22 protein-coding genes are annotated in these 25,301 nt (G+C 72.0%); 15 read left to right on the top strand and 7 right to left on the bottom strand.

The window, feature by feature from the left end; genetic code table 11:
* Nucleotides 1-164 precede the first annotated feature (164 nt).
* From H180DRAFT_RS29500 to sucD, 4 genes are all read left to right on the top strand, one after another.
* Entirely contained in the window at nt 165-1,268 is a 1,104-nt protein-coding gene (locus H180DRAFT_RS29500; protein ID WP_055485838.1) for a hypothetical protein, read from the top strand.
* Between the two features lie 116 nt (nt 1,269-1,384).
* Nucleotides 1,385-1,867 carry a hypothetical protein gene (locus tag H180DRAFT_RS11015; protein WP_139151377.1) on the top strand — a complete coding sequence of 161 codons (483 nt, stop codon included), beginning with the start codon at nt 1,385-1,387 and terminating at the stop codon, nt 1,865-1,867.
* 404 nt (nt 1,868-2,271) lie between these two features.
* Nucleotides 2,272-3,444: an ADP-forming succinate--CoA ligase subunit beta gene (sucC, locus tag H180DRAFT_RS11010; protein WP_055485836.1), complete on the top strand. Its 1,173-nt coding sequence runs from the start codon at nt 2,272-2,274 to the stop codon at nt 3,442-3,444.
* 38 nt (nt 3,445-3,482) lie between these two features.
* Nucleotides 3,483-4,367, top strand: coding sequence for a succinate--CoA ligase subunit alpha (gene sucD, locus H180DRAFT_RS11005; RefSeq protein ID WP_055485835.1), 885 nt, complete (start codon nt 3,483-3,485; stop codon nt 4,365-4,367).
* 149 nt (nt 4,368-4,516) lie between these two features.
* Here the strand turns inward: sucD and H180DRAFT_RS11000 are convergent, their stop codons facing one another.
* The gene (locus H180DRAFT_RS11000; RefSeq protein ID WP_055485834.1) at nt 4,517-5,800 is read right to left on the bottom strand and encodes a sigma factor-like helix-turn-helix DNA-binding protein; all 1,284 of its coding nucleotides are present in this window, start codon (nt 5,798-5,800) and stop codon (nt 4,517-4,519) included.
* 146 nt (nt 5,801-5,946) lie between these two features.
* On the opposite strand from H180DRAFT_RS11000, the gene H180DRAFT_RS10995 reads away from it, so the two are divergent.
* Nucleotides 5,947-7,443 (top strand): cell division protein PerM, encoded by a 1,497-nt coding sequence (locus H180DRAFT_RS10995; protein WP_139151376.1) that lies wholly within the window; start codon nt 5,947-5,949, stop codon nt 7,441-7,443.
* Nucleotides 7,444-7,721: 278 nt separating this feature from the next.
* Here H180DRAFT_RS10995 and H180DRAFT_RS10990 read toward each other — a convergent pair whose 3' ends face one another.
* Complete coding sequence (locus H180DRAFT_RS10990; RefSeq protein WP_055485832.1) at nt 7,722-8,666, bottom strand: hypothetical protein; 945 nt, start codon at nt 8,664-8,666, stop codon at nt 7,722-7,724.
* A 407-nt stretch (nt 8,667-9,073) separates the two neighbouring features.
* On the opposite strand from H180DRAFT_RS10990, the gene purN reads away from it, so the two are divergent.
* Both purN and purH read left to right on the top strand, forming a co-directional pair.
* Nucleotides 9,074-9,775 carry a phosphoribosylglycinamide formyltransferase gene (purN, locus tag H180DRAFT_RS10985; RefSeq protein ID WP_055485974.1) on the top strand — a complete coding sequence of 234 codons (702 nt, stop codon included), beginning with the start codon at nt 9,074-9,076 and terminating at the stop codon, nt 9,773-9,775.
* Nucleotides 9,776-9,779: 4 nt separating this feature from the next.
* A complete protein-coding gene (gene purH / locus H180DRAFT_RS10980; RefSeq protein ID WP_055485973.1) occupies nt 9,780-11,420 on the top strand; it encodes a bifunctional phosphoribosylaminoimidazolecarboxamide formyltransferase/IMP cyclohydrolase in 1,641 nt (546 codons plus the stop codon).
* A 220-nt stretch (nt 11,421-11,640) separates the two neighbouring features.
* On the opposite strand, the gene H180DRAFT_RS30385 is transcribed toward purH, so the two are convergent.
* The 3 genes from H180DRAFT_RS30385 to H180DRAFT_RS10965 form a co-directional block, all read right to left on the bottom strand.
* Nucleotides 11,641-12,249 carry a hypothetical protein gene (locus tag H180DRAFT_RS30385; RefSeq protein ID WP_055485831.1) on the bottom strand — a complete coding sequence of 203 codons (609 nt, stop codon included), beginning with the start codon at nt 12,247-12,249 and terminating at the stop codon, nt 11,641-11,643.
* A gap of 205 nt (nt 12,250-12,454) precedes the next feature.
* Nucleotides 12,455-13,246, bottom strand: a complete 792-nt coding sequence (locus H180DRAFT_RS30380) for a hypothetical protein (RefSeq protein ID WP_254665972.1) — start codon at nt 13,244-13,246, stop codon at nt 12,455-12,457.
* 168 nt (nt 13,247-13,414) lie between these two features.
* Nucleotides 13,415-14,239, bottom strand: coding sequence for an RDD family protein (locus H180DRAFT_RS10965; protein WP_055485829.1), 825 nt, complete (start codon nt 14,237-14,239; stop codon nt 13,415-13,417).
* 339 nt (nt 14,240-14,578) lie between these two features.
* Here H180DRAFT_RS10965 and H180DRAFT_RS10960 point away from each other — a divergent pair, with 339 nt between their 5' ends.
* A complete protein-coding gene (locus H180DRAFT_RS10960) occupies nt 14,579-15,436 on the top strand; it encodes a bifunctional methylenetetrahydrofolate dehydrogenase/methenyltetrahydrofolate cyclohydrolase (protein WP_055485828.1) in 858 nt (285 codons plus the stop codon).
* Nucleotides 15,437-15,441: 5 nt separating this feature from the next.
* Nucleotides 15,442-15,849, top strand: coding sequence for a DUF3017 domain-containing protein (locus tag H180DRAFT_RS10955; RefSeq protein ID WP_055485827.1), 408 nt, complete (start codon nt 15,442-15,444; stop codon nt 15,847-15,849).
* Nucleotides 15,850-15,899: 50 nt separating this feature from the next.
* Here the strand turns inward: H180DRAFT_RS10955 and H180DRAFT_RS10950 are convergent, their stop codons facing one another.
* A complete protein-coding gene (locus H180DRAFT_RS10950) occupies nt 15,900-16,346 on the bottom strand; it encodes a hypothetical protein (protein WP_055485826.1) in 447 nt (148 codons plus the stop codon).
* Nucleotides 16,343-16,957 (bottom strand): DUF1772 domain-containing protein, encoded by a 615-nt coding sequence (locus tag H180DRAFT_RS10945; protein ID WP_199822481.1) that lies wholly within the window; start codon nt 16,955-16,957, stop codon nt 16,343-16,345. The genes H180DRAFT_RS10950 and H180DRAFT_RS10945 overlap by 4 nt, the downstream gene beginning before the upstream one ends.
* A gap of 195 nt (nt 16,958-17,152) precedes the next feature.
* Here H180DRAFT_RS10945 and H180DRAFT_RS10940 point away from each other — a divergent pair, with 195 nt between their 5' ends.
* The 6 genes from H180DRAFT_RS10940 to H180DRAFT_RS10915 all read left to right on the top strand — a co-directional run bounded on the left by H180DRAFT_RS10940 (nt 17,153) and on the right by H180DRAFT_RS10915 (nt 25,285).
* Nucleotides 17,153-18,334, top strand: coding sequence for a sensor histidine kinase (locus H180DRAFT_RS10940; protein WP_055485825.1), 1,182 nt, complete (start codon nt 17,153-17,155; stop codon nt 18,332-18,334).
* The gene (locus H180DRAFT_RS10935; RefSeq protein WP_055485824.1) at nt 18,331-18,993 is read left to right on the top strand and encodes a response regulator; all 663 of its coding nucleotides are present in this window, start codon (nt 18,331-18,333) and stop codon (nt 18,991-18,993) included. Before H180DRAFT_RS10940 ends, H180DRAFT_RS10935 begins: the two co-directional genes overlap by 4 nt.
* A 418-nt stretch (nt 18,994-19,411) precedes the next feature.
* Nucleotides 19,412-20,971: a DUF2690 domain-containing protein gene (locus tag H180DRAFT_RS10930; RefSeq protein ID WP_254665971.1), complete on the top strand. Its 1,560-nt coding sequence runs from the start codon at nt 19,412-19,414 to the stop codon at nt 20,969-20,971.
* 539 nt (nt 20,972-21,510) lie between these two features.
* A complete protein-coding gene (locus H180DRAFT_RS10925; RefSeq protein ID WP_055485822.1) occupies nt 21,511-22,500 on the top strand; it encodes a malate dehydrogenase in 990 nt (329 codons plus the stop codon).
* Nucleotides 22,501-23,045: 545 nt separating this feature from the next.
* Complete coding sequence (locus H180DRAFT_RS10920) at nt 23,046-24,848, top strand: hypothetical protein (protein ID WP_139151375.1); 1,803 nt, start codon at nt 23,046-23,048, stop codon at nt 24,846-24,848.
* The gene (locus tag H180DRAFT_RS10915) at nt 24,848-25,285 is read left to right on the top strand and encodes a hypothetical protein (RefSeq protein WP_055485820.1); all 438 of its coding nucleotides are present in this window, start codon (nt 24,848-24,850) and stop codon (nt 25,283-25,285) included. The genes H180DRAFT_RS10920 and H180DRAFT_RS10915 overlap by 1 nt, the downstream gene beginning before the upstream one ends.
* Nucleotides 25,286-25,301: the final 16 nt, after the last annotated feature.

Genomic DNA, 25,301 nt, shown 5'->3' with positions numbered 1-25,301 from the left:
CACCCGTCTGAGCAGCGCGCGACGCGCGCTCGCGACCTGCCACGCGGGGGTGGACAGGTCTGCCCGCCCGAATCCCCGGAGCAGCGGTCCGGATTCCTGACCGGAAATCCGCCGGCCGTCGTCCCGGGGCTCAAGAACCCCTGAATTCGAAGGACTTCCGTCTCATGCGCAAGAACATCCGACGTTCACTGATGGTCGCTGCCGCCGCCTCCGGCATTTGGGCGCTGAGCACGGCCGGCGCGTCCGCGGCCGAACTGCCCGTCCCGTCCGACGCCGGCAGCGCTGTGGCCGGGACGACCGAGAAGGCGGCGAAGGCCGAGAAGGCGGAGAAGGCCGGTGAAGGCGGCAGGGGCGCCGTGGCCGACACGGTCCGGCGTGCGACGGACACCGTGAAGGAGACGACCGGAACGGTCGAGGACGTCAGCCGCGAGATCCGCGAGAACCTGCCGAGCAAGGGCATCCCGGAGAACGGCCTGCCCACCAACACGCTGCCGATCGGCGACCTGCCCACCGGCGCCGCCGACGGCGTGACCGGGAAGCTGCGCGGCACGGACGCCGCCGTTCCGGCCGTCCCGGCTGATCCGGCCGTTCCGGGTGTGCACGACGTCTCCGGCCACCTGCCGCCCCGCACGCTGCCCGCCCTCGCCGTGCCCGGCGTGCCCGCCCTCCCCGCAGCGCCGGGGGTTCCCGCCGTTCCCGCTGTTCCGGCGGGCCCGTCCGTCCCCGCCACCGGTGAGCCGGCCGGCGGTCTCCCCGCGGCCCCTGTGCGTCCCGAGCAGCTGACCGCGGTGCTCAAGAGCCGCCCCACCGAGGAGACCGTGACCACGGCCCGCAACACCGTCGCCACCGTCCACCCGGTCATCGACAACGTGAGCGGCCTCGTGCCCCCGGCCCGTCTTGTCCAGCTCCACGCCCGCGCCACCGCCTACCAGTTGGCCACCGACGCGGCCAGGACGGTCGACTGCGCCCTGTCCACGACCGCTCCCTTCGTGGAGAGCACCTACTACCGCACCGAGGCGCTCGGTCACGGCACGGCCGGTGACCTCGGCGCGTTCGCTCACGGCGTGGCCTCCGACTCGGCGGTGTACGCACACGAACTGGTCGGCACCGGTGTGCACGGGAACGTGGACAGGCTGGTCGCCCACACCGCCACGAACGTGGCGGTCCTCATCACCGCTCCGACCAAGCGCGACCTGACCGACCCGGCCAACGTCCCCGCAGACGTCCCGGTCGGTCCCGTCGCTTCCCAGGTGCCGGCCGGCCTCTGAGCCGCCGGTAAGGGGGGTGCGGGGTGGCCGGCAAAGGGGGTCGGGCCACCCTGCATCTCCACCCGTCGCTCATCGCTTCACCACCACCGGAACCTGCGATCGAGGTAACCATGCACATGAGAAGCAGTGTTGGCCGTGGATTCGCCGTTGCGGCAGTCGCTGCAGGGCTGTTGGCAGCCGGTGCCGGCAGTGCGTCGGCGCACGAAGCACCGGCCGTCCGTGCCGTCGCGGGCGGCACCGGCGCGGTCACCGGCACAACGCACAGCGCACAGCACACTCTTCAGAAGACCGGACGCATCGCGAAGCACGAAAGGGAGACGGGGGACGCGACGCGGAGCTCAGGGAAGGCGATCAGGGATGCCACGCAGAAGGCCGGTGAGGCCATGTCCGAAAAGCCGTCGGCTCCCTCGGATAAGGACCTGGGCCCTGTGCCCCGCATCCCGGCTCAGGCAGCCCCATCGTCCGCGCCGGGGCTGCCGGAAGGCCTCGTGATCGAGGTGCCCGGACTGATCCCGGGAGTCCCGGGCATCGGCATCATCCCTTCCTCGGTCCCCGCTCTCCCCGCTCTCCCCGTCACGTCGGCGATCCCGGCGCTCTGACACCGGTTCGCAACCGGTCAGCCTGAACCAAGTTCCCCTGCACAGCGGGTAGTTCACCGTGCAGGGGGTTCCACGCCGCCCTTCCGGGCGGTTCGCGCGGGACCGATGCCGGAGCCCCGCGCGAACCGCCCGGGACAGGTGCGGGAACGCGGGAGAACCCACTGTTCCCGCCGCCCGCGGCGTGCGGAAGAGGCGGCCCGGAGCGTAGATTCCGTCCGCACAACATGTGCGTGCCGCTGTGACCGTTGTCACCGCACAGGTGTGAGCTGGAATTTATGCACCGCTCAACGGCGGGGCTAACCTGCAAGGCGGACATGCCGCGCCTCGTCGTGACGCCGCGGCCACGCGGCACGCCCATGATCACGCTGACAACCGCGAACCACTGATTAAGGGGACGTACGCGCGTGGACCTGTTCGAGTACCAGGCGAGGGACCTCTTCGCCAAGCATGACGTACCGGTGCTGGCCGGCGAAGTCATCGATACGCCCGAGGCGGCGCGCGAGGCGACCGAGCGACTCGGCGGTCGCGCGGTCGTCAAGGCGCAGGTGAAGACCGGAGGACGAGGCAAGGCCGGCGGTGTGAAGCTCGCGGCCGACCCCGCGGACGCCGTGGAGAAGGCCGGGGCCATCCTGGGCATGGACATCAAGGGCCACACGGTCCAGAGGGTCATGCTGGCCGAGACCGCCGACATCGCGGAGGAGTACTACGTCTCCTTCCTGCTGGACCGCACCAACCGGACCTTCCTCGCCATGGCCTCCGTCGAGGGCGGCGTCGAGATCGAGGAGGTCGCCGCGACGAAGCCCGAGGCGCTCGCGAAGATCCCCGTCGACGCCATCAAGGGTGTGACCGACGCCAAGGCCCGCGAGATCGCCGAGGCCGCGAAGTTCCCGGCCGAGCTGATCGACCAGGTCGCCGAGGTCCTCAAGAAGCTGTGGGACGTCTTCGTACGTGAGGACGCGCTGCTCGTCGAGGTCAACCCGCTCGTCAAGACCGGCGACGGCAAGGTCATCGCGCTGGACGGCAAGGTCTCGCTCGACGCCAACGCCGAGTTCCGTCAGCCGGATCACGCGGCGCTGGAGGACAAGGCCGCGGCCGACCCGCTGGAGGCCGCCGCCAAGGCGAAGGACCTCAACTACGTGAAGCTCGACGGGCAGGTCGGGATCATCGGCAACGGCGCGGGTCTGGTCATGTCGACCCTCGACGTCGTCGCCTACGCGGGCGAGGCGCACAACAACGTCAAGCCGGCCAACTTCCTGGACATCGGCGGCGGCGCCTCCGCCGAGGTCATGGCGAACGGCCTGGAGATCATCCTCGGGGACCCGGACGTGAAGTCGGTCTTCGTCAACGTCTTCGGCGGGATCACCGCCTGCGACGCCGTCGCGAACGGCATCGTCCAGGCCCTCGAACTGCTCAAGAACAAGGGTGAGGACGTCGACAAGCCGCTGGTCGTGCGGCTCGACGGCAACAACGCCGAGCTGGGCCGCAAGATCCTCACGGATGCGGACCACCCGCTCGTGCAGCAGGTGGACACCATGGACGGTGCGGCCGACCGCGCTGCCGAGCTGGCCGCAAAGTAAGCGGACGAGACCGAGATCTGCGAGGACATCGACACACCATGGCTATCTTCCTCAACAAGGAGAGCAAGGTCATCGTCCAGGGGATGACCGGCTCCGAGGGCCAGAAGCACACGAAGCGGATGCTGGCCTCCGGCACCAACATCGTCGGCGGCGTCAACCCCCGCAAGGCGGGCACCGACGTCGACTTCGACGGCACACAGGTACCGGTCTTCGGTGGCGTGAAGGAGGCCATCGAGGCCACCGGCGCCGACGTGACCGTCATCTTCGTGCCGCCGAAGTTCGCCAAGGACGCGGTCGTCGAGGCCGTCGACGCCGGGATCGGCCTGGCCGTCGTCATCACCGAGGGCATCGCGGTGCACGACACGGCCTACTTCTGGGACTACGCCTCCCAGAAGGGCAACAAGACCCGCATCGTCGGCCCCAACTGCCCCGGCCTGATCACGCCCGGCCAGTCCAACGCCGGCATCATCCCGTCGGACATCACCAAGCCGGGACGCATCGGTCTGGTCTCCAAGTCCGGCACGCTGACGTACCAGATGATGTACGAGCTGCGCGACATCGGCTTCTCGACCTGCGTCGGCATCGGCGGCGACCCCGTCATCGGCACCACGCACATCGACGCCCTCAAGGCGTTCGAGGCCGACCCCGACACCGACCTGATCGTGATGATCGGCGAGATCGGCGGCGACGCCGAGGAGCGTGCGGCGGACTTCATCAAGGCGAACGTCACCAAGCCGGTCGTCGGCTACGTCGCGGGCTTCACCGCCCCCGAGGGCAAGACGATGGGCCACGCGGGCGCCATCGTCTCCGGTTCGTCGGGCACCGCCCAGGCGAAGAAGGAGGCGCTGGAGGCCGCGGGCGTGCAGGTCGGCAAGACGCCGTCCGAGACGGCGAAGCTGGCACGCGGCCTGCTGGTCGGCTGAGCTCCCCGCACCGGCCCCGCCGGACAAGGGTGTGACACAGGCGAACACCGCTCACGCCCGGAGCTCTCGCACTCGTACGACGAACGGGCCCGCTCCCTCGCCACAGGCGCAGGGAGCGGGCCCGTCGCTCTTCACGGCCCCCCCGGCGCTCACGGCCTCCTGTGCGGTGCGTGCAGCGCCGCGCTCCGGACCATCGGCTGGAGGCGCTCGGGCTGCCGCTCCGGACCGAGCGTCGCCGTCGAAGGCTTGGGAACAGGCAGCGAAGGCGGGTTCCGCTCGTCGTCGGACGTGACGAGTGCGAAACCCACGGCCGCCACGGAGGCCGCGAGCCCCAGCGAGGCTGCCGTCCCGCACCGGCCGCGGACCTCACCGCTCCTGCGGACGTGCCGTGCCTGCGGCAGTGAGACGGGCTGCGGCGCCGCAAGCCGACCCACGAACAGCGCCGTCACACGCGGCAGCTCGCCCTCCGACGCGTCACGCAGCACCGGTACACGTTCGGCGAGCGCCGCACGTGCGTGGCGCAGCCGCCCCGACGTCGCCGCCGTGCCTGCCTCCACCTCCGCTGCGGTGTCCCCGAGGCTCAGGCCCAGCCCGTCGTGCAGCAGCAGCACCGCGCGGTAGGAGGGCGGAAGGCGCAGCAGCGCGTCCAGCAACGCCCGGTCACCCGGCGGGACATGACGCATCGCCCGCACGCGGTGTACGAGGTGGACGAGACGGAACCGTCGCCAGGGCGCAAGCGCGAAGCGGTGAGCGGCGGCGCGCACCCAGCCCGCCGGATCGGGATCGACCGCGACCTGCGGCCAGCGGCGCCAGGCGAGCCGGAACGCGTGTGCGACGGAGCGGCGGGCCGGGCCGCTCGCGCCGCACAGCAGGAACGCCTGACGGGCGAGGGCGGGGGCGCTGCCCCCGTAGAGCAGGTCGAAGGCGTCGGCAGCGGCGACGGGGGAGGGGCGGGGGTCTCGGTCTCCGCCTGGCCCTGCCTGGGTTCCGGTCTGGGTTCCGGCTTGGGCCTCGCCCTCGGTTTCGGTCTGGGCCTCGCCCTCGGTCTCGTTTCCGGTTCCGTTCCGGGGTTCGTCCTCGGTTGGGGTCTGGGGCCCGACCCAGGCCTCGTCCGGGTCCTCGGTCCGGGCTTCGTCCTGGGCCTTCGGCCGGGGTTCGGTCTCGGCCTCGTCCGGGGCTTCGATCCGGGCCTCACACTCGCTTTCGGTCTCGATTCCGTCCTCGGGTTCGTCCTCGATCCCGTTCTCGATCCCGTCCCCGGTTTCGTCGGGAGCTTCGACGGGGGCCGCGTCCTCCGCCCCTTCCTCGGCCCCTTCCTCGATTCCGCCCTGGATTGAGGGGGCCTCCTCGTGAGGCGGGAGTACCGCGTCGTCCCCGGCCGGGGAAGCGGCATCCGCTGTGGCGACGGCCGGTTCGTGCTGCTGTCCGCTCATGAGCTCCCCAGATCCTCCGGCCCGGGAGACGGCCCCGGCCACGTATGAGTGCTTTGTCGTACAAGGTGTATGCGCACATATTGGGCGACACAGCGACAACCAGCGTGTTACCCGGACAGAACGTGTGTTGTTGACAGCATGTCGACGTGAGCCAAGTGACGCATCGCAGCCCGACGTTGTCCCCGTACGGCCGGAGCACGTCACGACTGCCGTCGAAGGCCTCGTGGTTCTTCGAAGGGATGCTCGCCGCGGGGTTGGGGCTCGCAGCACTCACCGTCCTCGTGCTGCTTCTGTGGATCGTCTCGCCGTACCCGGAGAGCGGCGCGGGTGCCGCCCTGCATCTCGCCGCCGACCTGTGGCTGCTCGGGCACGGGAGCGCACTCGTCCGCACCGAGACGCTCTCCGGAATTCCGGCGCCGGTCGCGCTGACTCCGCTGCTGTTGGTGATCCCGCCCGTGTGCCTGCTGCACCGGGCGTGTACGCAGGCGCTCGCCGCGGGCGGGGACGAGAGCGCCGGCGATGCACGGACCGGGGCGGACGCCGAGGACGTGCCGGGTCCGCTGGCGCCCCTCGGCTGCGTGGCCGGCGGATATCTGGTGACGGGCGCCGTCACCGTGCTGTTCGCGTCCGCCGGGCCCGTGCGCGCCGACGTGCTGAGCGCTTCGGTACGGCTGCCGCTGTTCGTCCTGTGCGTTGCGGCGGCGGCGATGTGGCCGGGCTGGGGACGCACGCCTCCGGCGGCGCCCAACGAGCTTGACAGGGCCGCCGGTTCACCTTCCGGCGGGAGGACGCAGTGGCCCGCGGTGCCGACGGCGCGGGAGCCGGACTTCCCGGCGCCCGTGCTCGCCGAGGCACGAGCCCTCTCGCGGCGGTTGCGCCCGGCTCGCACCGCTCTGACGGCCATGGCGGTGCTGTGCGGCGGAGGTCTCGTCGTCACGCTCGGCGCGCTCCTGTGGCACGTGGACGAGGTGCAGTCCGCCTTCCCGCGTCTCGCGGGAGACTCCTGGACGGGGCAGTTCGCGGTGCTTCTGCTCGTGATCGCGCTGCTGCCCAACGCCGCGGTGTGGGCGGCCGCTTACGGGCTCGGCCCCGGCTTCGCCCTCGGTACGGGGGCCGTGGTCGGCCCGTTCACGCAGACTGGTGCCGCGTCCCTGCTGCCGTTCCCGCTGCTGGAGGCGTTGCCCGCCGCGGGCGGCGGCCCCGGACTCCTCGGGGGCATCGCGGCTGTGGCGGTACCGCTGGCCGCCGGTGCGACCGTCGGCTGGTACGTGGCGCGCGCCGCCGCACCTGTCACGGGGCGGTGCGAGGCTGCGGTGAGCCGGCGGGCCACGCTGGCCGTCGTCGCCCTTGTGGGGTGCGAATGCGCTGTGGGTGTCGCAGTCCTCGCGGCGTTCTCGGGCGGGGCTCTCGGCACAGAGGCCATGGCGGTCCTGGGGCCGAGCTGGCCGCTGACGGGCGTCGCCGCGTTCCTGTGGGCGGTGCTGGTCGGGGCGCCGGTGGCGCTCGCGATGCGGGCGTGGCGTCTCCGGGGAAGCGGAGGCGACGACGGCCCGGACGCGGCCGCCGCGCGTCAGGCCCGCTGGAGCGAGCTGAAGGCGGTGTCGGGGGGCCTGATGCCGGACTTCGAACCGCGCCGGGACTGACCGGACGCCCGGCCGCGAGGGCCCGCCCGACGCCCCACGGTGGACGAGCGCGTGCCCGCCGGACCGCGAACCCCCGAGCCGGCGGGCCGGCGCATCCGGAGGGGCCCGCGCGTCCCGGGGCCCGCGGGCCCCTCGACGATCCTGTGGGCCCCTCGACAATCCTGCGGGACTTCGACAACCCCGCGGGACCTCGGCAGACCTGCCGCACCGGCCCGGTCCGGGCGGTGCCGCGCCCGCCGAGGGCCGGGCCCGGTGGCGGGCCCGCCCGCGGCCCGGCCTCAGTTCAGCTGCAGACCGCCGGCCGACGACGAACGCTCCTGGAGCAGCGGCCGCAGTTCCTTCGGCAGCAGGTCCTTGCAGTCCTCGCGGGAGGACTGCGTCAGCGCGTCCTGCGTGCATGTGAAGTAGTCGCTGTAGACCTGCTGGAAGGTGAACGTCGCCGCGACGACCGCAAGGGCGAGCGACGAGGCGACCAGGCCGCTGACCGCCGCCGTCCTACGGGACTTGGCCGCCTGCGCCGGAGTGACCGCGACAGGGACCTGCGGCACCGGCTTCGGTGCCTCGCCGTCGGCCGTACGGTCGGTGCCCGCCACGTCCTCCGCGGTCGCCCCGCCGGGGTGACCGCGCTTGCCCGAAGCGCCCGGCGTGCCCGAAGTCCCGGACTTCGACGAGGACTTGCCGACGCGCAGCGCGCTCCCGCCCCAGTAGAGGGACAGCGCCCCGAGCAGCAGTGCCACCTCCGGGAGGCTGAAGAGGGCGAAGAACAGCGCCCAGACGCCGGTGTGGAGGGAGTAGCGCGCGTGCCGCTGCTTCGGGTCCGTCGGGTCCCAGCGCATGCCTCGGGCGAGCCCGCCGCCCGCGCCGCCCGTGCCGTCGCCGTTGCCGCCTTCCTGGCCGCCGCCCGCACCGGGGCCGCCGAAGCCGCCGCTCTGCCGGCCCGGCTGCTTGCTGCTCCAGTGGCTGCCCCATGCGGAGCGGTCCCGGCCCGAATCGGAGCCGGAGCCGGACCCGTCGTTCCCGTTCCCGGAGTCCCCCGAGCCGTTCTCGGAGTCCGGGCCGCCGCGGCCCTGTCCCGAGTCCGTCCCCGTGCCGCTCTGGGAGCCCGCCGACCGGCGCGGCTGCCAGGGCTGGTCGGCCTGCCCCTCCGGTGGTGCCGCGAAGGGGTTGTCCGCGCGCGAAGCGTCGTCCGAGGGGGCCGCACGGCGGCGGCGTCGGTCGGCCATGTGGAGTGCGTCTTCCCCTTGTGCTGTCGTCGTCTCGTCCTGCGTGCGGCCTGCCGCCGCGTCCCGCGCCGGCCGTGCCTCCTGCCGGCCCTGCCTCCTGCCTGGCTGTGCCCGGCCGGTCGTCGTGCTGTCCGGCAGGGCCCGGCGTGCGGCCCTTCGCGGCCGTGCGCCCCGCAGGTGCCGGATGCGCCCGTTCCGTGCGGGCCCGTACCTCCCGACGCTACCTGGCACATCGGCCCCCGTCCCGCGGGGGCCGTGTGAGGGGCCGGTATCGTTGCCGACGGTCGGACGCTTCGTAGAGTTCCCCGGAACTCGCCGCTCCATGAGTTCGTACGACCACACAAACCGCTTCTCCCCTTGTCCGGCGTCCTCCGCGCCGGGGGAATCCCGTGAGAGAGAGCTTCGCCGTGGCTGCGCACCAGAGCCCGAGCCGCCCCGACACCGGCAGCGGACAGGGCCTCGGCTCCCGCTCCCGTACGCACCCCGCCCGTCTCGTCGTTCTCGTCTCCGGCTCCGGCACGAACCTCCAGGCGCTGCTGGACGCCGTCGAGGCCGAGGGCCCGGAGTCGTACGGCGCCCGGATCGTGGCCGTCGGGGCCGACCGCCACGGGACCGAGGGGGCCGAGCGTGCCGAGCGCGCGGGCATCCCCACGTTCGTGTGCCGGGTGAGGGACCACGCGACGCGTGACGAGTGGGACGAGGCGCTGACGGCGGCGACCGCCGAGTACGAGCCGGACCTCGTCGTCTCCGCGGGTTTCATGAAGCTTGTGGGCAAGGAGTTCCTCGCCCGCTTCGGAGGCCGGGTGGTCAACACCCATCCGGCGCTCCTTCCCAGTTTTCCCGGCACCCACGGTGTCCGTGACGCTCTCGCGTACGGGGCCAAGGTGACCGGGTGCACCGTCCACTTCGTCGACGACGGTGTCGACACGGGGCCGATCATCGCGCAGGGCGTGGTGGAGGTCCTGGACGAGGACGACGCCGACGGGGGTGCCGCTCTGCACGAGCGGATCAAGGAGGTCGAGCGACGCCTGCTGGTCGACGTCGTGGGCCGCCTCTCCCGCGGCGGATACCGCATCGAGGGACGAAAGGTACGGCTGCAGGATGGGTGAGGGCATGAGTCAGGGCCGCGGTCAGGACACCGGGCAGCGGCTCCCGGTCCGCAGGGCGCTGGTGAGCGTCTACGACAAGACGGGCCTGGAGGAGCTGGCGCGAGGCCTGCACGCGGCGGGCGTGCAGCTCGTCTCGACGGGATCGACCGCGAAGCGGATGGCCGCGGCGGGCGTCCCGGTGACGCCGGTCGAGGAACTGACCGGCTTCCCCGAATGCCTCGACGGACGGGTCAAGACGCTGCACCCCCGGGTGCACGCGGGCATCCTCGCCGACCGCCGTCTCGGTGCCCACCGGGAGCAGCTGGACGAGCTGGGCATCGAACCCTTCGACCTCGTCGTCGTCAACCTCTACCCGTTCCGGGAGACCGTCGCCTCCGGTGCGAGCCCGGACGAGTGCGTGGAGCAGATCGACATCGGCGGTCCCTCCATGGTGCGTGCGGCCGCGAAGAACCATCCCTCGGTCGCCGTCGTCGTCAACCCGGAGCGCTACGGCGAGGTGCTGGAGGCGGTGGGCAGCACCACCGGGGCCGAAGGCTCAGGGGGCGGGTTCTCCCTGGCCGAGCGCAAGCGTCTCGCGGGCGAGGCCTTCCAGCACACGGCGGCCTACGACGTGGCCGTGGCGAACTGGTTCGCCGACGGCTACGCGCCGGACGACGCGGTCACGGAGGCCGGGGCCGGCGCCGGGGCGGAGAACCCGCTTCCCGCGTTCGCCGGTGCGGCCTTCACCCGGCGCAGCGTGCTGCGCTACGGCGAGAACCCGCACCAGCCGGCCGCCGTCCTCACCGACGGCAGCGGCACGGGTCTCCCCGCCGCCGAGCAACTGCACGGCAAGGAGATGTCGTACAACAACTACGTCGACACGGAGGCCGCTCGCCGAGCCGCGTACGAGCACGGGGACCGGCCCTGCGTGGCGATCATCAAGCACGCCAACCCCTGCGGTATCGCGGTCGGTTCGGACGTCGCCGAGGCCCACCGCAAGGCGCACGCCTGTGACTCCCTCTCCGCCTTCGGTGGCGTCATCGCCGTCAACAGGCCGGTCTCGCTCGCCATGGCCGAGCAGGTGGCCGAGATCTTCACCGAGGTCGTCGTGGCGCCCGGTTACGAGGAGGGCGCCGTCGAGGTGCTCTCCCGCAAGAAGAACATCCGGGTGCTGCGCTGCGCCGAGGAGCCCTCCGCGTCCGTCGAGTTGAGGCCCATCGAGGGTGGTGCGCTGCTCCAGGTCAAGGACGGTCTCCAGGCCGCGGGCGACGACCCCGCCAACTGGACGCTCGCGACCGGCGAAGCGCTCTCACCGGCGGAGCTGGAGGAGCTTTCCTTCGCCTGGCGCGCCTGCCGTGCCGTGAAGTCCAACGCGATCCTGCTCGCCAAGGACGGCGCCACGGTCGGTGTCGGAATGGGCCAGGTCAACCGCGTGGACGCCGCGAAGCTCGCCGTGCAGCGTGCGGGTGAGGAGCGCGCACGGGGCTCGTACGCAGCCTCCGACGCGTTCTTCCCCTTCCCGGACGGGCTCGAGGTGCTGGCCCGCGCGGGCGTCAAGGCCGTGGCGCAGCCCGGTGGTTCGGTACGCGACGAGGCCGTGACGGAGGCCGCGGAGGCGGCCGGCGTCACGATGTACCTGACCGGCACACGGCACTTCTTCCACTGACGTCACCCCGTCACCCCGTCGTCCCGTGGTACGTCGTCCCGTGGTACGTCGTCCCGTGGTACGTCGCCCGGTCCGACGTCGGCCGGTCCTCCACCGGCACGGGGCGGCGACGGACCGTCCGGCCCCCGGCGGGGACTCCACTCGCGGCGCCCCTGCCGGCCTGCTCCGCGGCAGGTCGCCGGGGCGTCACGGGTCGCCGGTCGGCAGGACCGCCCGCCGGTCAGTACTGCTGTCTGCTGAACCAGGGGCCCGACTGGGCCAGCAGCACGATGCACGTGATCCCGAGGCCGAGCCAGATGATCCCGAAGGGAAGGAACACCAGGCCGAAGAGGGTGAGGAAGGACGACCAGACGATCCCGCCGACCCGCACTCCGTTGCTGCCCTTGGGAAGCGAAATGCCCATCACGATGCCGATGATGGCGTGCGCGAGGAAGACGCCGAACAGCGCGTAGCCGACGCCGATCCCGATCCGGGCGTCCGCCATGTTCGGAAGCTCGTTCACGCTGCTCGTCGCGAAGGCGAGCATGATGAGAACACCTGTCGAGAAGAGGGCCTGGAGCCCGCCGACGATGAACATCATGATGCGGACGGCGTTCACCTTGCCCTGGAGCGCGCCCGCCGCCGCCCCGGGCCCGCCCGGCGGCGGCGCCTGCGGGTAGCCGTAGCCGGGCTGGGCGCCCTGGGGCTGCTGCGGATAGCCGTAACCCTGCTGCGGCTGCTGCGGGTAGCCGTAGCTCTGCTGGGGCTGCTGCGGCTGCTGGCCGTACGGGTTGTTGGCGTACGGATTGTTCCCGTACGGGTTGTTGGGCGGCTCGGACGGGTAACTCATCGCGGTTTTCCTTCAGTTCGGTGCATTCCGCACGTGCGGTTCCGTGGTGCACGGAGGTCGCGTCGATTGTCTCGTGGTGCGGTGGCCGCGGGGACACCGCACACCCCGCGATGTGCCACCGGTCCGCGCTTCTCTTCCCGGGCGCGGTGACACGGATTCGGGAGCGCCGGCCGGGAGCAGTGGCCTCGGAGCGGGAGCAGCGGTCTCAGGAGTACGTGCGCCTGAACCACTCGGAACCTTCCTCCTTCACCATGAAGATGATGATGAGGATGCCGACGGCGAGCGGGACGACGCCGACGACGATGATGACGGTGAGCAGCCCGAGGACCGCGAGGAGCGAGCCGTAGACGATGGCGCCCACGCGGACCCCGTTGCCGCCGTCGTCGAACCGGGAGGCCAGGAAGATCGCCGTGGCGGACAGCATCAGCGAGAAGACGCCGCCCGCGACCAGGAGTCCGGGGTCGATGGCAGCCGGCCCCCCGCCGGTGGATTCCCCGCCCCCCTGCGACGCGTTGTAGAAGGTGCCGATCGCGCCGAGCACACCGAGCACGCCGAAGACGTACATGATCACGCGGACGGCGTTCACGGAACCCGGCATCGTCCGCGGGGCGTTGGGGTAGTTGAAGCCGGGCTGGCGCGGGAAGCCGCTCTGTGCCGGCTGCGGGAAGTCGATCGGAGACGGCTGCGGGAAGTCGGTCGGGGACGGCTGGGGCGGCGCTTGCGGGAGGCCGTAGACCGGCTGCTGCGGCGGCTCCTGGGGGTAGCCGTAGCCGGGTTGTTGCCGGGGCGGTGCCTGGCGGCGGCCGTAGACCGGCTGCTGCGGCGGCGGTCCCTGGGGATAGCCGTAGCCGGGTGGCGGGGGAGGCGCCTGAGGAGAACCGTAGCCGGGCTGGGGCGCCGGGGGACCGCCGTACCGCTGCTGACGAGGCCGCCGGGGCTGCTGCTGCGGCTGCCGGGCGTACGGGTATCCGGGCGGTGGCTCTGGTGGATAGCTCATCGCTTCCCCTCACTTCGGCGTTCCGGTGCCGCGGGCCAGACATCACGAAGGGCCGCGTCGACTGTCACCCGGCGCGGCCTTCGTGATGGTGCTGCAGAGCAATGCCGCGCAGAGCTGCACCGGACACTCACTGTGGGGCATCGCAGCGCGGTTGCGAAGCCCCTGAGGTCACTTCTTGACGACCACTGTCCCAGCCCCGCGGTCGTGCCAGCCCTGAAGTTTGCCGCTGTTGTCGAAGAACGGCGAGAGGTAGACCAGGAGCGTGCCGATGCCGCACACGACGGAGCCCGCCACCGGGATGATGTAGCGGATGAACCCGCTGCCGGCGCCCGGCAGTTGACCGTCCGCCTCCTTCAGGACCCGCAGGCCCATGGCCATCTTGCCGAACGTCGCGCCCTTGAAGGCGATCATCAGCCATTCGTAGAACAGCATGAGGGAGGCGAACACCAGCATCACCATGACCATGGTGCCGATGACGCCTGATGCCTGCGCCTGCGCCTCCTGGATGCACTCGCTGTAACCCGGGTCGGTGTACGTCCCGCAGTCCTCGGCCTGGGAGGCGATCCCGAGGGCGCTGCCCACGCCGAGGAACATGATGACGGTGTAGACCGTGCCCACGATCAGGCCGTCGATGAGCCTGGCGAGGAAGCGCTGCCCCATCGTGGCCAGTTGCAGGGAACCGAGGTGGCCGATGTTTATGTAGCCGTTGTTGGCCTGCACGGTTCCGGGCTGCTGCGGGTAGCCGTACCCGGGCTGTCCGGGGATGCCGCCGGGCTGTGCCTGCTGGCCGTACTGAGGCTGCTGCGGGTAGCCGTAGCCGGGCTGGCCGCCCTGCGGCTGCTGCGGATACCCGTAGCCCTGCTGCTGCTGTGGCTGCTGCTGCGGGTAGCCGTAGCCCTGTTGCTGCGGCGGCTGCGGCGGCTGCTGCGGCTGCTGCGGCTGCTTTGCGTACGGGTTGTTCGGGTCCTGGCCGGCGGGTGGTGGGTAGCTCACGAGTGCGTTCCTCCGAGCAGTCGAAAGGGGACGGAATGGGTCGAAATGCTCGGGGGAACGACCGTTCCGCCCCCGCAGACGCCATGCGTGGACTGCGTGAGCTGTGCGGCATGCACCTTGTGCCTCCCCCGATGCGGCGCCGAGCCGACGGCCCTGTGGGCGGGCGCGGCGCCAGCGCTTCATGTTGGTAGCCGAATGGTCCTGCTGTCCAGCTAGATCTCGGAATGTGGCGAATCCGAAATGCGACGCGGACACCCCTGTTGCGCGGTGCCCGGGCGGGGGTGTCTGCGGAGCGGTACGGATTTCGGCAGCGGCCCCCGCATCCGTGAGAATGGACCCATGACGGCCCAGATTCTCGATGGCAAGGCCACGGCGGCAGCGATCAAGTCCGGACTGAAGGAGCGCGTCGACGCCCTTCGGGCACGAGGTGTGACACCCGGCCTCGGCACCCTGCTCGTCGGCGACGACGTCGGCAGCCAGAAGTACGTCGCGGGCAAGCACCGCGACAGCGAACAGATCGGCGTCCGCTCGATCCGGCGTGAACTGCCCGCCACCGCCACGCAGGACGAGATCGAGGCGGTCGTCCGGGAGCTGAACGAGGACCCGGCCTGCACCGGTTACATCGTCCAGCTGCCGCTGCCCAAGGGCATCGACACCAACCGCGTACTCGGGATGATGGACCCCGACAAGGACGCCGACGGACTCCACCCCACCAGCCTCGGCCGTCTCGTGCTCAACGAGCCCGGTCCGCTGCCCTGCACCCCGCGGGGCATCATCGAGCTGCTGCGCGAGCACGACGTCGAACTCGACGGAGCGCACGTGGTCGTCGTCGGGCGTGGCATCACGGTCGGCCGTTCCATTCCGCTGCTGCTGACGCGGCGCAGCGAGAACGCCACGGTGACGCAGTGCCACACCGGCACGCGCGACCTGCCGGCGCTGCTGAGGCAGGCCGATGTGATCGTGGCGGCGGCAGGCGTGCCGCACCTGATCAAACCCGAGGACGTACGGCCGGGCGCGGCGGTCCTGGACGTGGGCGTGAGCCGCGACGAGAACGGCAAGATCGTCGGGGACGTGCACCCGGGCGTCACCGAGGTCGCGGGATGGATCTCGCCGAACCCCGGCGGCGTGGGTCCGATGACCCGCGCGCAGCTCCTCGTCAACGTCGTCGAGGCCGCAGAGCGCGCCGCGGGGGAGTGACGGAGATGAAGGTGGGAGGTTCCTCGCGCCGCTTCCCGGCGGTTACGCGTGACACGGCCCGGCCGGAGGGCGGGCAGCGCGCGATGGGTGCCGGCCATGCGGCGCCGTACCGGCAGTGGCCGCTGCTCGCGGTCTGCTGCGGAGTGCTGACCGGGCTGCTGGTGACGGTCGGGGAGTTCCGCGCGGGGACGCTGATCATCGGTCTGTCGCTGATCGCCGGCGCGGTGATGCGGTGGCTGCTGCCGTCCGTGGGGATGCTCGCCGTGCGGTCCCCCTACACCGACGTCGTCACGTACGGCGTGCTCGGCCTGTCGATCACCCTGCTGGCGATGATGGCGCAGCCCAAGCCGTGGCTGGACGTCCCGGTGCTGGAGGAGATCCTCCACTTCCTGGTCGGAAGGGACGGCGGGTGACGGCGCCGAGGCTGCCGTAGAGGTCCCCGCGGGGCGGAAGTCCCCGCCCTTCAGCGGGGACCACCCACAGACTCACGGTCCGGCACCAGCCGGCACAGCAGCGCGGCCACGGCACCGGTGACCGCGCCCACGGCCGTGCCGGTGACGATGCCGGAGACGGCCGCGGCCGTGCGCAGGATTCCCTCCTGCGCCGCGGGGGCGAGGCCGGCGAGATTGCCGCCGAGCGCCGGAGCCGTTGCCCCGAAGCTCTCCTCCCACAGCAGTTGGTGGCCGGCCGTCAGGAACACCGCGTAGAACGCGCCGACGACCACCGTCGTCAGGAACGGGCGCGGCGGGCGCCGCCACAGTACGGCGGCGATCCAGCACAGCGGCGGCACGAACACGAACAGCCCGTTGACGAAGGTGCCTTCCTCGATGACGCCGAGATCGTGCAGCACCACGCGGGGCGCGGCCAGGGCCGGCCAGGAGAAGCCGAGTTCGCGGGTCGCCCGGCTCATCGCACGGCCTCCGCCGCACCGGTCTCCGCCGTACCGGACTCTGCCGTACTTCCCTCCGCCGCACCGTCCGCCCCCGCGCGGGCCGATCCCGCGCCGGCCGCAACTCCGCCGGCCGGACGCCCGGTCCCGCGGACGAACCGCACGAACGCGGTGAACGCCAGCACGGAGGTCACCGCACCACCGGCGAGCCGCACCCGGTGCCCGGCGACGAACTCCCCGGCGACCTGGCGCAGATACTCCGCGGAGTGGGTGCCTGCCGGGTCGACGAACATGATCTCGTTGCGCGGCCAGAAGAACACCGCGGAGAAGAGGAATTCGCAGGCGAGGAAGGTGCAGGCCGCCGCCGCGACCCACCAGCGCAGCCGCCGGTCCCCCCAGGTGAGCACGGTGGCGGCGACGCTGCTGAGCGCCACCGCGGCGCCGAGCGGGGGGAAGTAGTCGCTCGGGCCCCCGCGCACCATGAACTCGCGGGCCCTGTCCAGCGATTCCGGCGGGTCACCGAAGATGTTCGGATACAGCATCACGGTCTCGGCGGCGACACCGCCGAAGGAGAGGATCGCTCCCCACACGAGTGCGGTCAGCACGATCCAGGTCAGTCTTGTACGGGACACCTCGCAGGCCTCCTGTCGTTCGTCGCGCCGCGCGGGACGCGCTCCGTCAGTTCGGCTTCGACGCTAGGTTCGCGGGAGTGCGGGGTCTGCCGCGTGGCAGCGCGAACCGGGGTCGCTTCTCGACGTACGGGAAGCCCCGGAGAAGACGCCCTGCGGCGACAGCGGCCCGGGCCGGGGCCGGTCTACGCTGGCCGGGTGCCGGCAATCCGACCCACGCGAACGGACGCGATCCTCGCCGCCGCCACCTTCTGCCTGGTCGCGGCGGCCGCCGCGACCAGCCACGCCGCACCCGCACGGGCGGCGCTCGCCTACGGCTTCGCGCTCGGGCTCGGCGTGCTGATCCTCTGCTGCCGGCGGTGGCCCGTTCCCGTGCTGCTCGTCACCGCGGCCGGCATCCTCGGCTACTACGTGGCGGACCTGCCGCCGGTGGGCCTGGCCGCTCCGATCGCGGCAGTGCTGTACGTGTCCGCGGAGCGGGGCCGTGTGGGGCCGGCTGCCGTCGTCGGCGGGAGCCTGCTCGCGGTCTCGATCCCCGCGCGGCTGATCGAGGGCGACGACCCCTCGGTCGTCGTGGGCCTCGAACTCGGCTCCGAGGCGGTGCTGATGGTCGCGGTCGTCGCGCTGGGCGACACCGTCCGCAACAGGCGGTCGCTCCGGGCGGAAATGGCCCGGCAGGCCACCGCGGCCGTCGAGGACCGGCACCGGGAGGCAGCCCGCCAGGTCGAGGCCGAACGGCTCCGCATCGCCCGGGAGGTGCACGACACCCTCGGGCACACGATGTCGGTGATCACGCTCCAGTCCGCGGTGGGCGAGGAGGCGCTCGCCGACGACCGGCCCGAGTCCGCCAAGGCCGCGCTGGCCGCGATCCACTCGGCGGGCGGCAGTGCGATGGCCGAGCTGCGGGCCACGCTGGGAACCCTGCGCAGCGACTCCGGAACGCGTGAACCGGCCCCCGGCTTCGACCGGCTGCCCGAGCTCGTGGACGGCGTCCGGGCCGGCGGCCTGCCGGTCGACCTGCTGGTCACCGGTGAGAGCGGCGGACTGCCGGCGGTGGTGGGCACGACCGCCTACCGGGTCGTGCAGGAGGCGCTGACCAACGTCCTTCGGCACGCGCGGGCCACCCGGGTCACGGTCACCGTCCGGATCACGCCCGCGCGGCTGTCCCTGGAGGTCGTCGACGACGGCCGGGGGATCTCCCGCGACGCCCGTGCACGCGACGAAGGGCAGGGCCTGCGGGGCATGTCCGAGCGGGTCGCTCTGCTCGGCGGCACCGTCGAGTCCGGCAACGCCGGGCCGGGCGGCGCCGGGTCCGGCGGCGCCGGGTCCGGTGGTTTCCGGGTCCACGCCTGCCTGCCGCTGCCCCGGGGTGAGGCATGAACCCGGTCAGGGTCGTCCTGGTCGACGACCAGCACCTCGTGCGCGCCGGGCTCGGCGCCCTGCTCGAACGCGCCCCGGACATCACCGTCGTCGGCGAGGCCGGTGACGGATCGGCCGGGCTGGACGTCGTGCGTGCGGAGCGGCCCGACATCGTCCTGATGGACGTGCGCATGCCCGGCACCGACGGGCTCGAGGCGACGCGGCGGATCCTGGCCGATCCCCGACTGCGCGACGTCCGCGTGGTCATGCTGACGACCTTCGACGACGACGAGTACCTCTTCGAGGCCATCCGCGCCGGCGCCGCCGGCTTCCTCCTCAAGGACACCGCACCGGACGCCCTGCGTGAGGCCGTCCGCATCGTCGCGGGCGGGGACGCGCTGCTGTCCCCCGCCGTCACCAGGCGGGTGCTCGCCGCGGCGGCCCGGTCCCCGGTGGCGGATCCGGCCCGGCTCGCCGGGCTCACCGAACGCGAACGGGACGTCCTCGCACAGGTCGGCGCGGGACGGTCCAACGCGGAGATCGGTGCCGTCCTGCACCTCAGCCCGGACACCGCGCGCACCTACGTCAGCAGGCTGCTGACCAAGCTCGACGCCCGCGACCGTTCCCAACTCGTGGTCCTCGCCTACGAGAGCGGACTCGTACGTCCGGGGGACAGCTGACGGCGGACCCCTCTGCGCGCCCGTGCCGAGGCCGCTTGCCTGCCGCATCCATGGAGCGGGAATACCGAACGGCCGTGTGCCCCCGGGTGTTGCGGCGGTGTTGCGGCCCCGTCAGGGCCCGTCGCCGGACGGCCTCACTGTCCCTGCCGCCTCTTGCGGTGGCGTGACACCGCTTCCGGAGCCGCCGCCCCCCTGCGTCCGCCGCCCCGCCGCGGCGCATGAAGTGATGCGGAAGCCGACGACGATGCGGTGGCACTCACGGGGCCGGGTGGCAGACTGGGGGAACACGTGAAGGAACTCGGTATGTTCGGGGGACGAGGGGGAGGAAATGCCTCGGTGGAGGCCGCTACCGGAGGAACTGGACCCACAGATCCGGGAGTTCACCAGCCAGCTGCGACGGCTCGTGGACAGAAGCGGAATGAGCGTCGCGACCATCGCCGACCGCACCGGCTACAGCAAGTCCTCCTGGGAGAGGTACTTGGGCGGACGGCTGCTGCCTCCCCGCGGTGCCACGCACGCGCTCGGCGATGTCACGGGCACCGACATCCGTCACCTCGAGACGATGTGGGAACTGGCCGAACGGGCCTGGAGCCGCGACGAGATGCGTCACGACGTGACCATGGAGGCGATCCGCGTCGCGCAGGCCCGCGAGGCCCTCGGCGAGTTCTGGGACGACGAGCCCGCCAAGGGCCGCAAGTGGGGCCGCAACAAGGACAAGGCCCGGGAGAAGGACAAGAACCGGGACAAGAACCGGGGCAAGGAGCGGAACGGGGGGCGGGACGAGGGGAGCGCCGCCCCCGGAACCGCGCCCAAGGAAGAGGAGTGGAAGGAGAAGACGGGGGAGAACTCCGTTGTCCCCGCCGAGAGTTCGCATCAGAGGTCCTGGGACTTCTTCGCTCCGCCGTCCGCCTCCGCGATCCCGGGAGCCCGTGAAGGTTCCACGGCCGCTCCCGACGCTCCTGGCGTGAACCGGCCGCCCATGGACGACGAGACGGCCGTGCTGCGCCCCCGTCCGCTTCCCGGCCGGGGCGGCCGGCGCCAGGGGCACGGCGAAAGCCACGGCGGGGGGAGCCACGCAGGCCGGGGTGCGGGGACGGCCGGGGTGCCCTCGCAGCGGGTCGACGTGGCGTCATGGGGCACCCCCGGTGAGCGCCCCGGCTCCGGCGCGCCCGGCGGCGACTCCGGCAAGGCCGGGCCCTGGCGTGCGGAACCGCCCGGAGCGGACCAGGGCCCGCCCGCGTACCCGGGCCGCGGGGCCTACGGAGCGCCGGACGACGGGGACGGGGCAGACCTCCCGGGCGGCCCCGAGGGGCCCGGAGGCGGCACCCGTTCCTCGCGCGGGCGCCGCGTGGCCGCGCTTCTCGGGGGTGCGGTGGGCGTGTTCGCGGTTCTCGGTGCCGGTGTGCTGGTTTTCGGCCTGCCCGGAGAGTCGGGCGAGCCGTCCGCGTCGCCGTCGCCGTCGGCGACGAACTCGCCCCGGACCCTGCCCGCCGGCGTGAAGTGCCAGGGCGAGAGTTGCACGGGCAAGGATCCGGAGAAGATGGGCTGCGGCGGCCAGAACGTCAAGAGCAGCAACTCCGCGTTCGTCGGTCCGAGCATGGTCGAGGTGCGTTACAGCAAGGTCTGCAAGGCCGCGTGGGGCCGTATAACCGGTGCGGCGCAGGGCGACAACCTCAAGATCAGCGCGGGTGGCGAAGCCGCGAGCGACAAAGTCGGCACGACGAACGACGCCTACACGGAAATGGTCGCCGTGACCTCCGCGACCGAGGCACGTGCCTGCGCCACTCTCGTCGCGGGCACGACGGGCTGTACGAAGGTGGACGCGTCCGGAGCGTCCGGCGCCGACGAGACGGCCGGAACGGCGAGTTCGGCCGACCCCGCCGGCACGGCGGACTCCGCGACGACAGGTGACGTGGGCGCGTCGGAAGGCACGGGCGACGCCGAAGGCCCGGCCGGGACCGGCGACGCCGTGCGCTGAAGCCCGGGCGAACCCGGTCAGGCGGGTGGCGACGCCGGCCCACAACTTCCGGGCCGGCGCTCGCGGTTCGACGTGCGATGCTTTCCACCAGCCGTATTCTCATTCCGCATCTCTCGTCCTTCATCTCTCCGAAAGCGCTCAACAGGTGGCATTCCGCCACCTGTTGAAGCTGTCCGAAACTCGTTGGCGCTCGGATGAATGCGCATGCATGGCTCGTCCGATCCCGGGAAAGCGCCCTTTCAGCACCCCCCCACGGGCTGGCCGTACCGGCAGCCGTCCGCGTCGTCCCTCCTTCCGCGGGCGGCTGCCGGTACGTATGAGACGTCGGATAGCCTGGCGCGGGGTCTCTTGATGTAGAGAGACATCCTGAGAGACTTCCGAACACGGCAGGGCGTGTTCCCTCTGGCTTCTTCCCCTGGCTGCTTCCCTCGCCTTCTCCGGACGCTTCGCCGGGAGGGGCCCGGGGAGGACCCGGGGAGTTGCCCCTTGGGAAGGACCCCGCCTCGAAACTGCCACCGCCAGGCATTACGGAGACCGCCATGACCCGCACCCCCGTCAACGTCACCGTCACCGGAGCGGCCGGCCAGATCGGCTACGCGCTGCTCTTCCGTATCGCTTCCGGCCAGTTGCTGGGCGCCGACGTGCCCGTCAAGCTGCGGCTGCTGGAGATCACACCGGCTCTGAAGGCTGCCGAGGGCACCGCCATGGAGCTCGACGACTGCGCCTTCCCCCTGCTGCACGGAATCGACATCACCGACGACCCCGAGGTGGCCTTCGACGGCACCAACGTGGGTCTCCTCGTCGGGGCGCGTCCGCGCACGAAGGGCATGGAGCGCGGTGACCTGCTCGAGGCCAACGGGGGCATTTTCAAGCCGCAGGGCAAGGCCATCAACGACCACGCGGCGGACGACGTGAAGGTCCTCGTCGTCGGCAACCCCGCGAACACCAACGCCCTGATCGCTCAGGCCGCGGCGCCGGACGTGCCCGCCGAGCGCTTCACCGCGATGACGCGCCTCGACCACAACCGCGCGCTCACGCAGCTCGCCAAGAAGACCGGTTCCCAGGTCTCCGACATCAAGAAGCTGACGATCTGGGGCAACCACTCCGCCACGCAGTACCCGGACATCTTCAACGCCGAGGTCGCCGGCAAGAACGCCGCCGAGACGGTGAACGACGAGAAGTGGCTGGCCGAGGAGTTCATCCCGACCGTCGCCAAGCGCGGCGCCGCCATCATCGAGGCCCGCGGCGCCTCTTCTGCGGCGTCCGCCGCCAACGCGGCGATCGACCACGTCCACACCTGGGTCAACGGGACGCCGGCCGGCGACTGGACGTCGATGGGCATCCCCTCGGACGGTTCGTACGGTGTCCCCGAGGGGCTGATCTCGTCCTTCCCCGTGACCTGCTCGGGCGGCTCGTACGAGATCGTCCAGGGCCTGGAGATCAACGACTTCTCGCGGCCCCGGATCGACGCGTCCGTGCAGGAACTGGCGGAGGAGCGCGAGGCGGTGCGCGGTCTCGGTCTGCTCTGAGACGTCTTCGGCCGCGATGTCCGCGCCCTGCGGCCGGAAAGGCCGGCGGGAAAGCCGAAGAAGCAAGGCACTTCCCGGCTGAGCGCGTGAGCGCGAGGACCCAACGGGCCCGTGCGGCAAGGGAGATCACCTCCCGGTGCCGCACGGGCCCGTCCCGTTCCCGTCCCGTTTCCCGTCCCGTTCCCGCCCCGCTCCGTTTCCTTCCGCCGTTGCTGCCGCGGCGGTTGCTGCCGCCGCCGTCTTTCCGGTTCACGTCGCCTCTCGGTTCACGCTGCCTCTCGGCTCACGCCGCGCGCCGGCGCGGGCGGCCGGACGGCCGGTGCTCCCGCGGCACGGCAATGTGCCGGCCGGGCCGCGCCGCCCGGCCTCACTTCCAACACGCCGTCTTCCGAGGGCAGTTGCCGCTCATGTGGACTCGGCGGGGTGGCCCCCGGCGTTCCCGAAGCGTTATCCACAGGGATTTCGACGCCGTGGTCGAGGCTGCGCTCCTCGGGTATGTTCAGGACCAATCCCTGGAACAGACCTTGGGGAAATCGGGGCTACTCATGAGTTACTCATTGCGCACGCATGCTCACAGTGAGGCGACGCGTCTGCTGTGCGCCGGTGCGCGGCTGAACGCCGGATTCCGTCAGCGGGTCATCGACGAGCTGGTCGGACATGCCGAGCGTCCCGTTCCGCCGTCGCTGGGTGTGGACGTGCGTCCTGTGCTCGCCCACGCGCTGCAGGCGCGGCGGCAGGAGGTGCAGACCGCGCTCGCCCTGCTGGCCGTCTGGATCGGCTTCTTCCTCGTATCCGTGCTGGTGACGTGGGATGCGCTGGACGACCGGTTCGGCGGGAACTTCGACGTTTCCCTCGACGAACTCCTGTCCATGGCCCTGTTCCTGGGTGACGACCAGCTTTCGTCGGTGCCGGAGCGGCCCACCAGCTGGGTGCTCTTCTACGCGGGCGTGGTCCTCGCCCTGTGGGCGGGCCGTGCGATCGCGGGCCGGGAGACGCTGCTGTACGCGGGGGCCGGGGCGCCGCGCAAGTCCTTCCGGTCCGCGGTGCGCCGCCGGCTGGGCACGGTAGTCACCTACGCCGCGCGGGCGCTGGCCGTGGGCTACTGGCTCACCGCCCTCGGCGCGGTCACCGACAACCCTTACCCGGTCATCTTTCCGCTTCTGATGGTCGTCGTGGTCTGGCTGCACCGGATCAGGGTCACGTCCGTTCTGCGGGAGCAACTCAGCCGCGAGACGTTCGCAACGGCACATCAGCCCATGCTTCCCCACTCCGAGCGGTACCGGCGCATCGGTGACGCGATCGACCGCGAACAGCACGCACCGGCGACGCTGTACGACGCGAACCGGCCGTTCGTCGGTGCCGGTGTTCCGCACAAACCGTGGTCCTTCGCGCTGGAGCTGCGGCGCAAGAAGGAGACGCCCTCCACCGAACCGGCCAACGCCGTCCCGCCCCAGGCCCATCACAAGGCGCAGGCACACCCCACCGAACCCGGGCCGGACGGACAGACACAGGCGCACGCGCGGGAACCCCTGCCGCTGCCGCCGGCGAACCACCTCTCCAGCCGTCACGTCATCGACATGATCACCCCCCGGCTCGTGGCGCTGCGCGAGGCGACCGCGCGCACCAGCAGGGACAGCCTCCGGGCCCTGGAGATCGAGGAGTTCGTCTATCTGCCGTCCGGGGTGCGCCGTGACAGCGGCGTCTACCGGGAGGAGAACGTCCAGGAGCATCTCGCCGACGCGGCCGACGACGGTGGTGAGGCGCGACGGCACTTCCTGCGCGTCCGGGTCGGCTCCTGGCACGAGCAGGTGGTCGTCTCGCTGCTCGTGCGCGTCCACACACAGGGCGGGATGCTGGTGCTGGAGGTCGTCCCGCACGTACTGGGGCCGGTCGCCGAGGAGTTCAGGGAGGTCGACGCCATCGTCGAGCGCCGCGCCGGCGGCGCGCTGCGTGAGGGGCTGCTCGCTTTCCTCACGGCACCGGTGGCCACCGCGGCGGCGGGGATCGCCGCGGTCCGCACGCTGCTGTCGGTCTGCCGGGTCTGGCTCAGCTCCCCGGAGTACGCGGCGCCGGACGCTCCCTTGATCTCCGTACGGGAGCTGGCGAGCACGAACGAGCTGTCGCTGTTCCAGGAGATGGACGTCAGCCGGTACATCAAGACAGTTCAGGACAGGATCGCCGGCGGCGTGCGGGACGCGCTGGAACAGCGCGGCTTCCGCACCGACCGGTTCGAGCAGCAGATCGTGAACGTACGTGACGGCGGCGTCTACATCGAGGAGATGAGCGGCGGCGCCGTGGCCACGGGCGAGCACGGCAGGGCGCAGCACATGGAAGGGAGCCCGGCGTGATGCCGTCCGGCGACGAACAAGAGCGGGATGACTCGCAGGAACCGGCGTCCGAGCCGGTTCAGGAGCCCACGGCCGGGGGCGGTGGCGGCGCCGTGCACATCGGGAACATGTCGGGGGGAGCCGTCGCCACCGGCGCGCACGGCCGGGCGACGTCGTACGGCCGGGCCGCACCGCCGCAGACGGACGAGGCGACGCTGGCGCTCCTGGAGGCGGTGCGTGCGCTGCGTGCGGACATGCGGGTCCTTGCGGCCACCGACGAGACCACCGCGGTCGACGGCGAACTGGGCGAGATCGAGGGCGAGATCACCCGTACGGGCCGTGCCGGCCCCGGCCGCCTCACCCGGCTCCGGGAGCGGCTGGAGACGGGCGCGAGCGCCGTCGGCATGCTCGCGTCCGCGGCCGCCGTCGTGCAGGCCGCCGCGCAGGTGCTGGGGTGAGCGACGTGAGAGGTGA

It is taken from the genome of Streptomyces sp. WMMB 322 (assembly GCF_900090145.1).
Taxonomy (GTDB): Bacteria; Actinomycetota; Actinomycetes; order Streptomycetales; family Streptomycetaceae; genus Streptomyces.
This window is presented reverse-complemented; position numbering and strand designations above follow the sequence as displayed.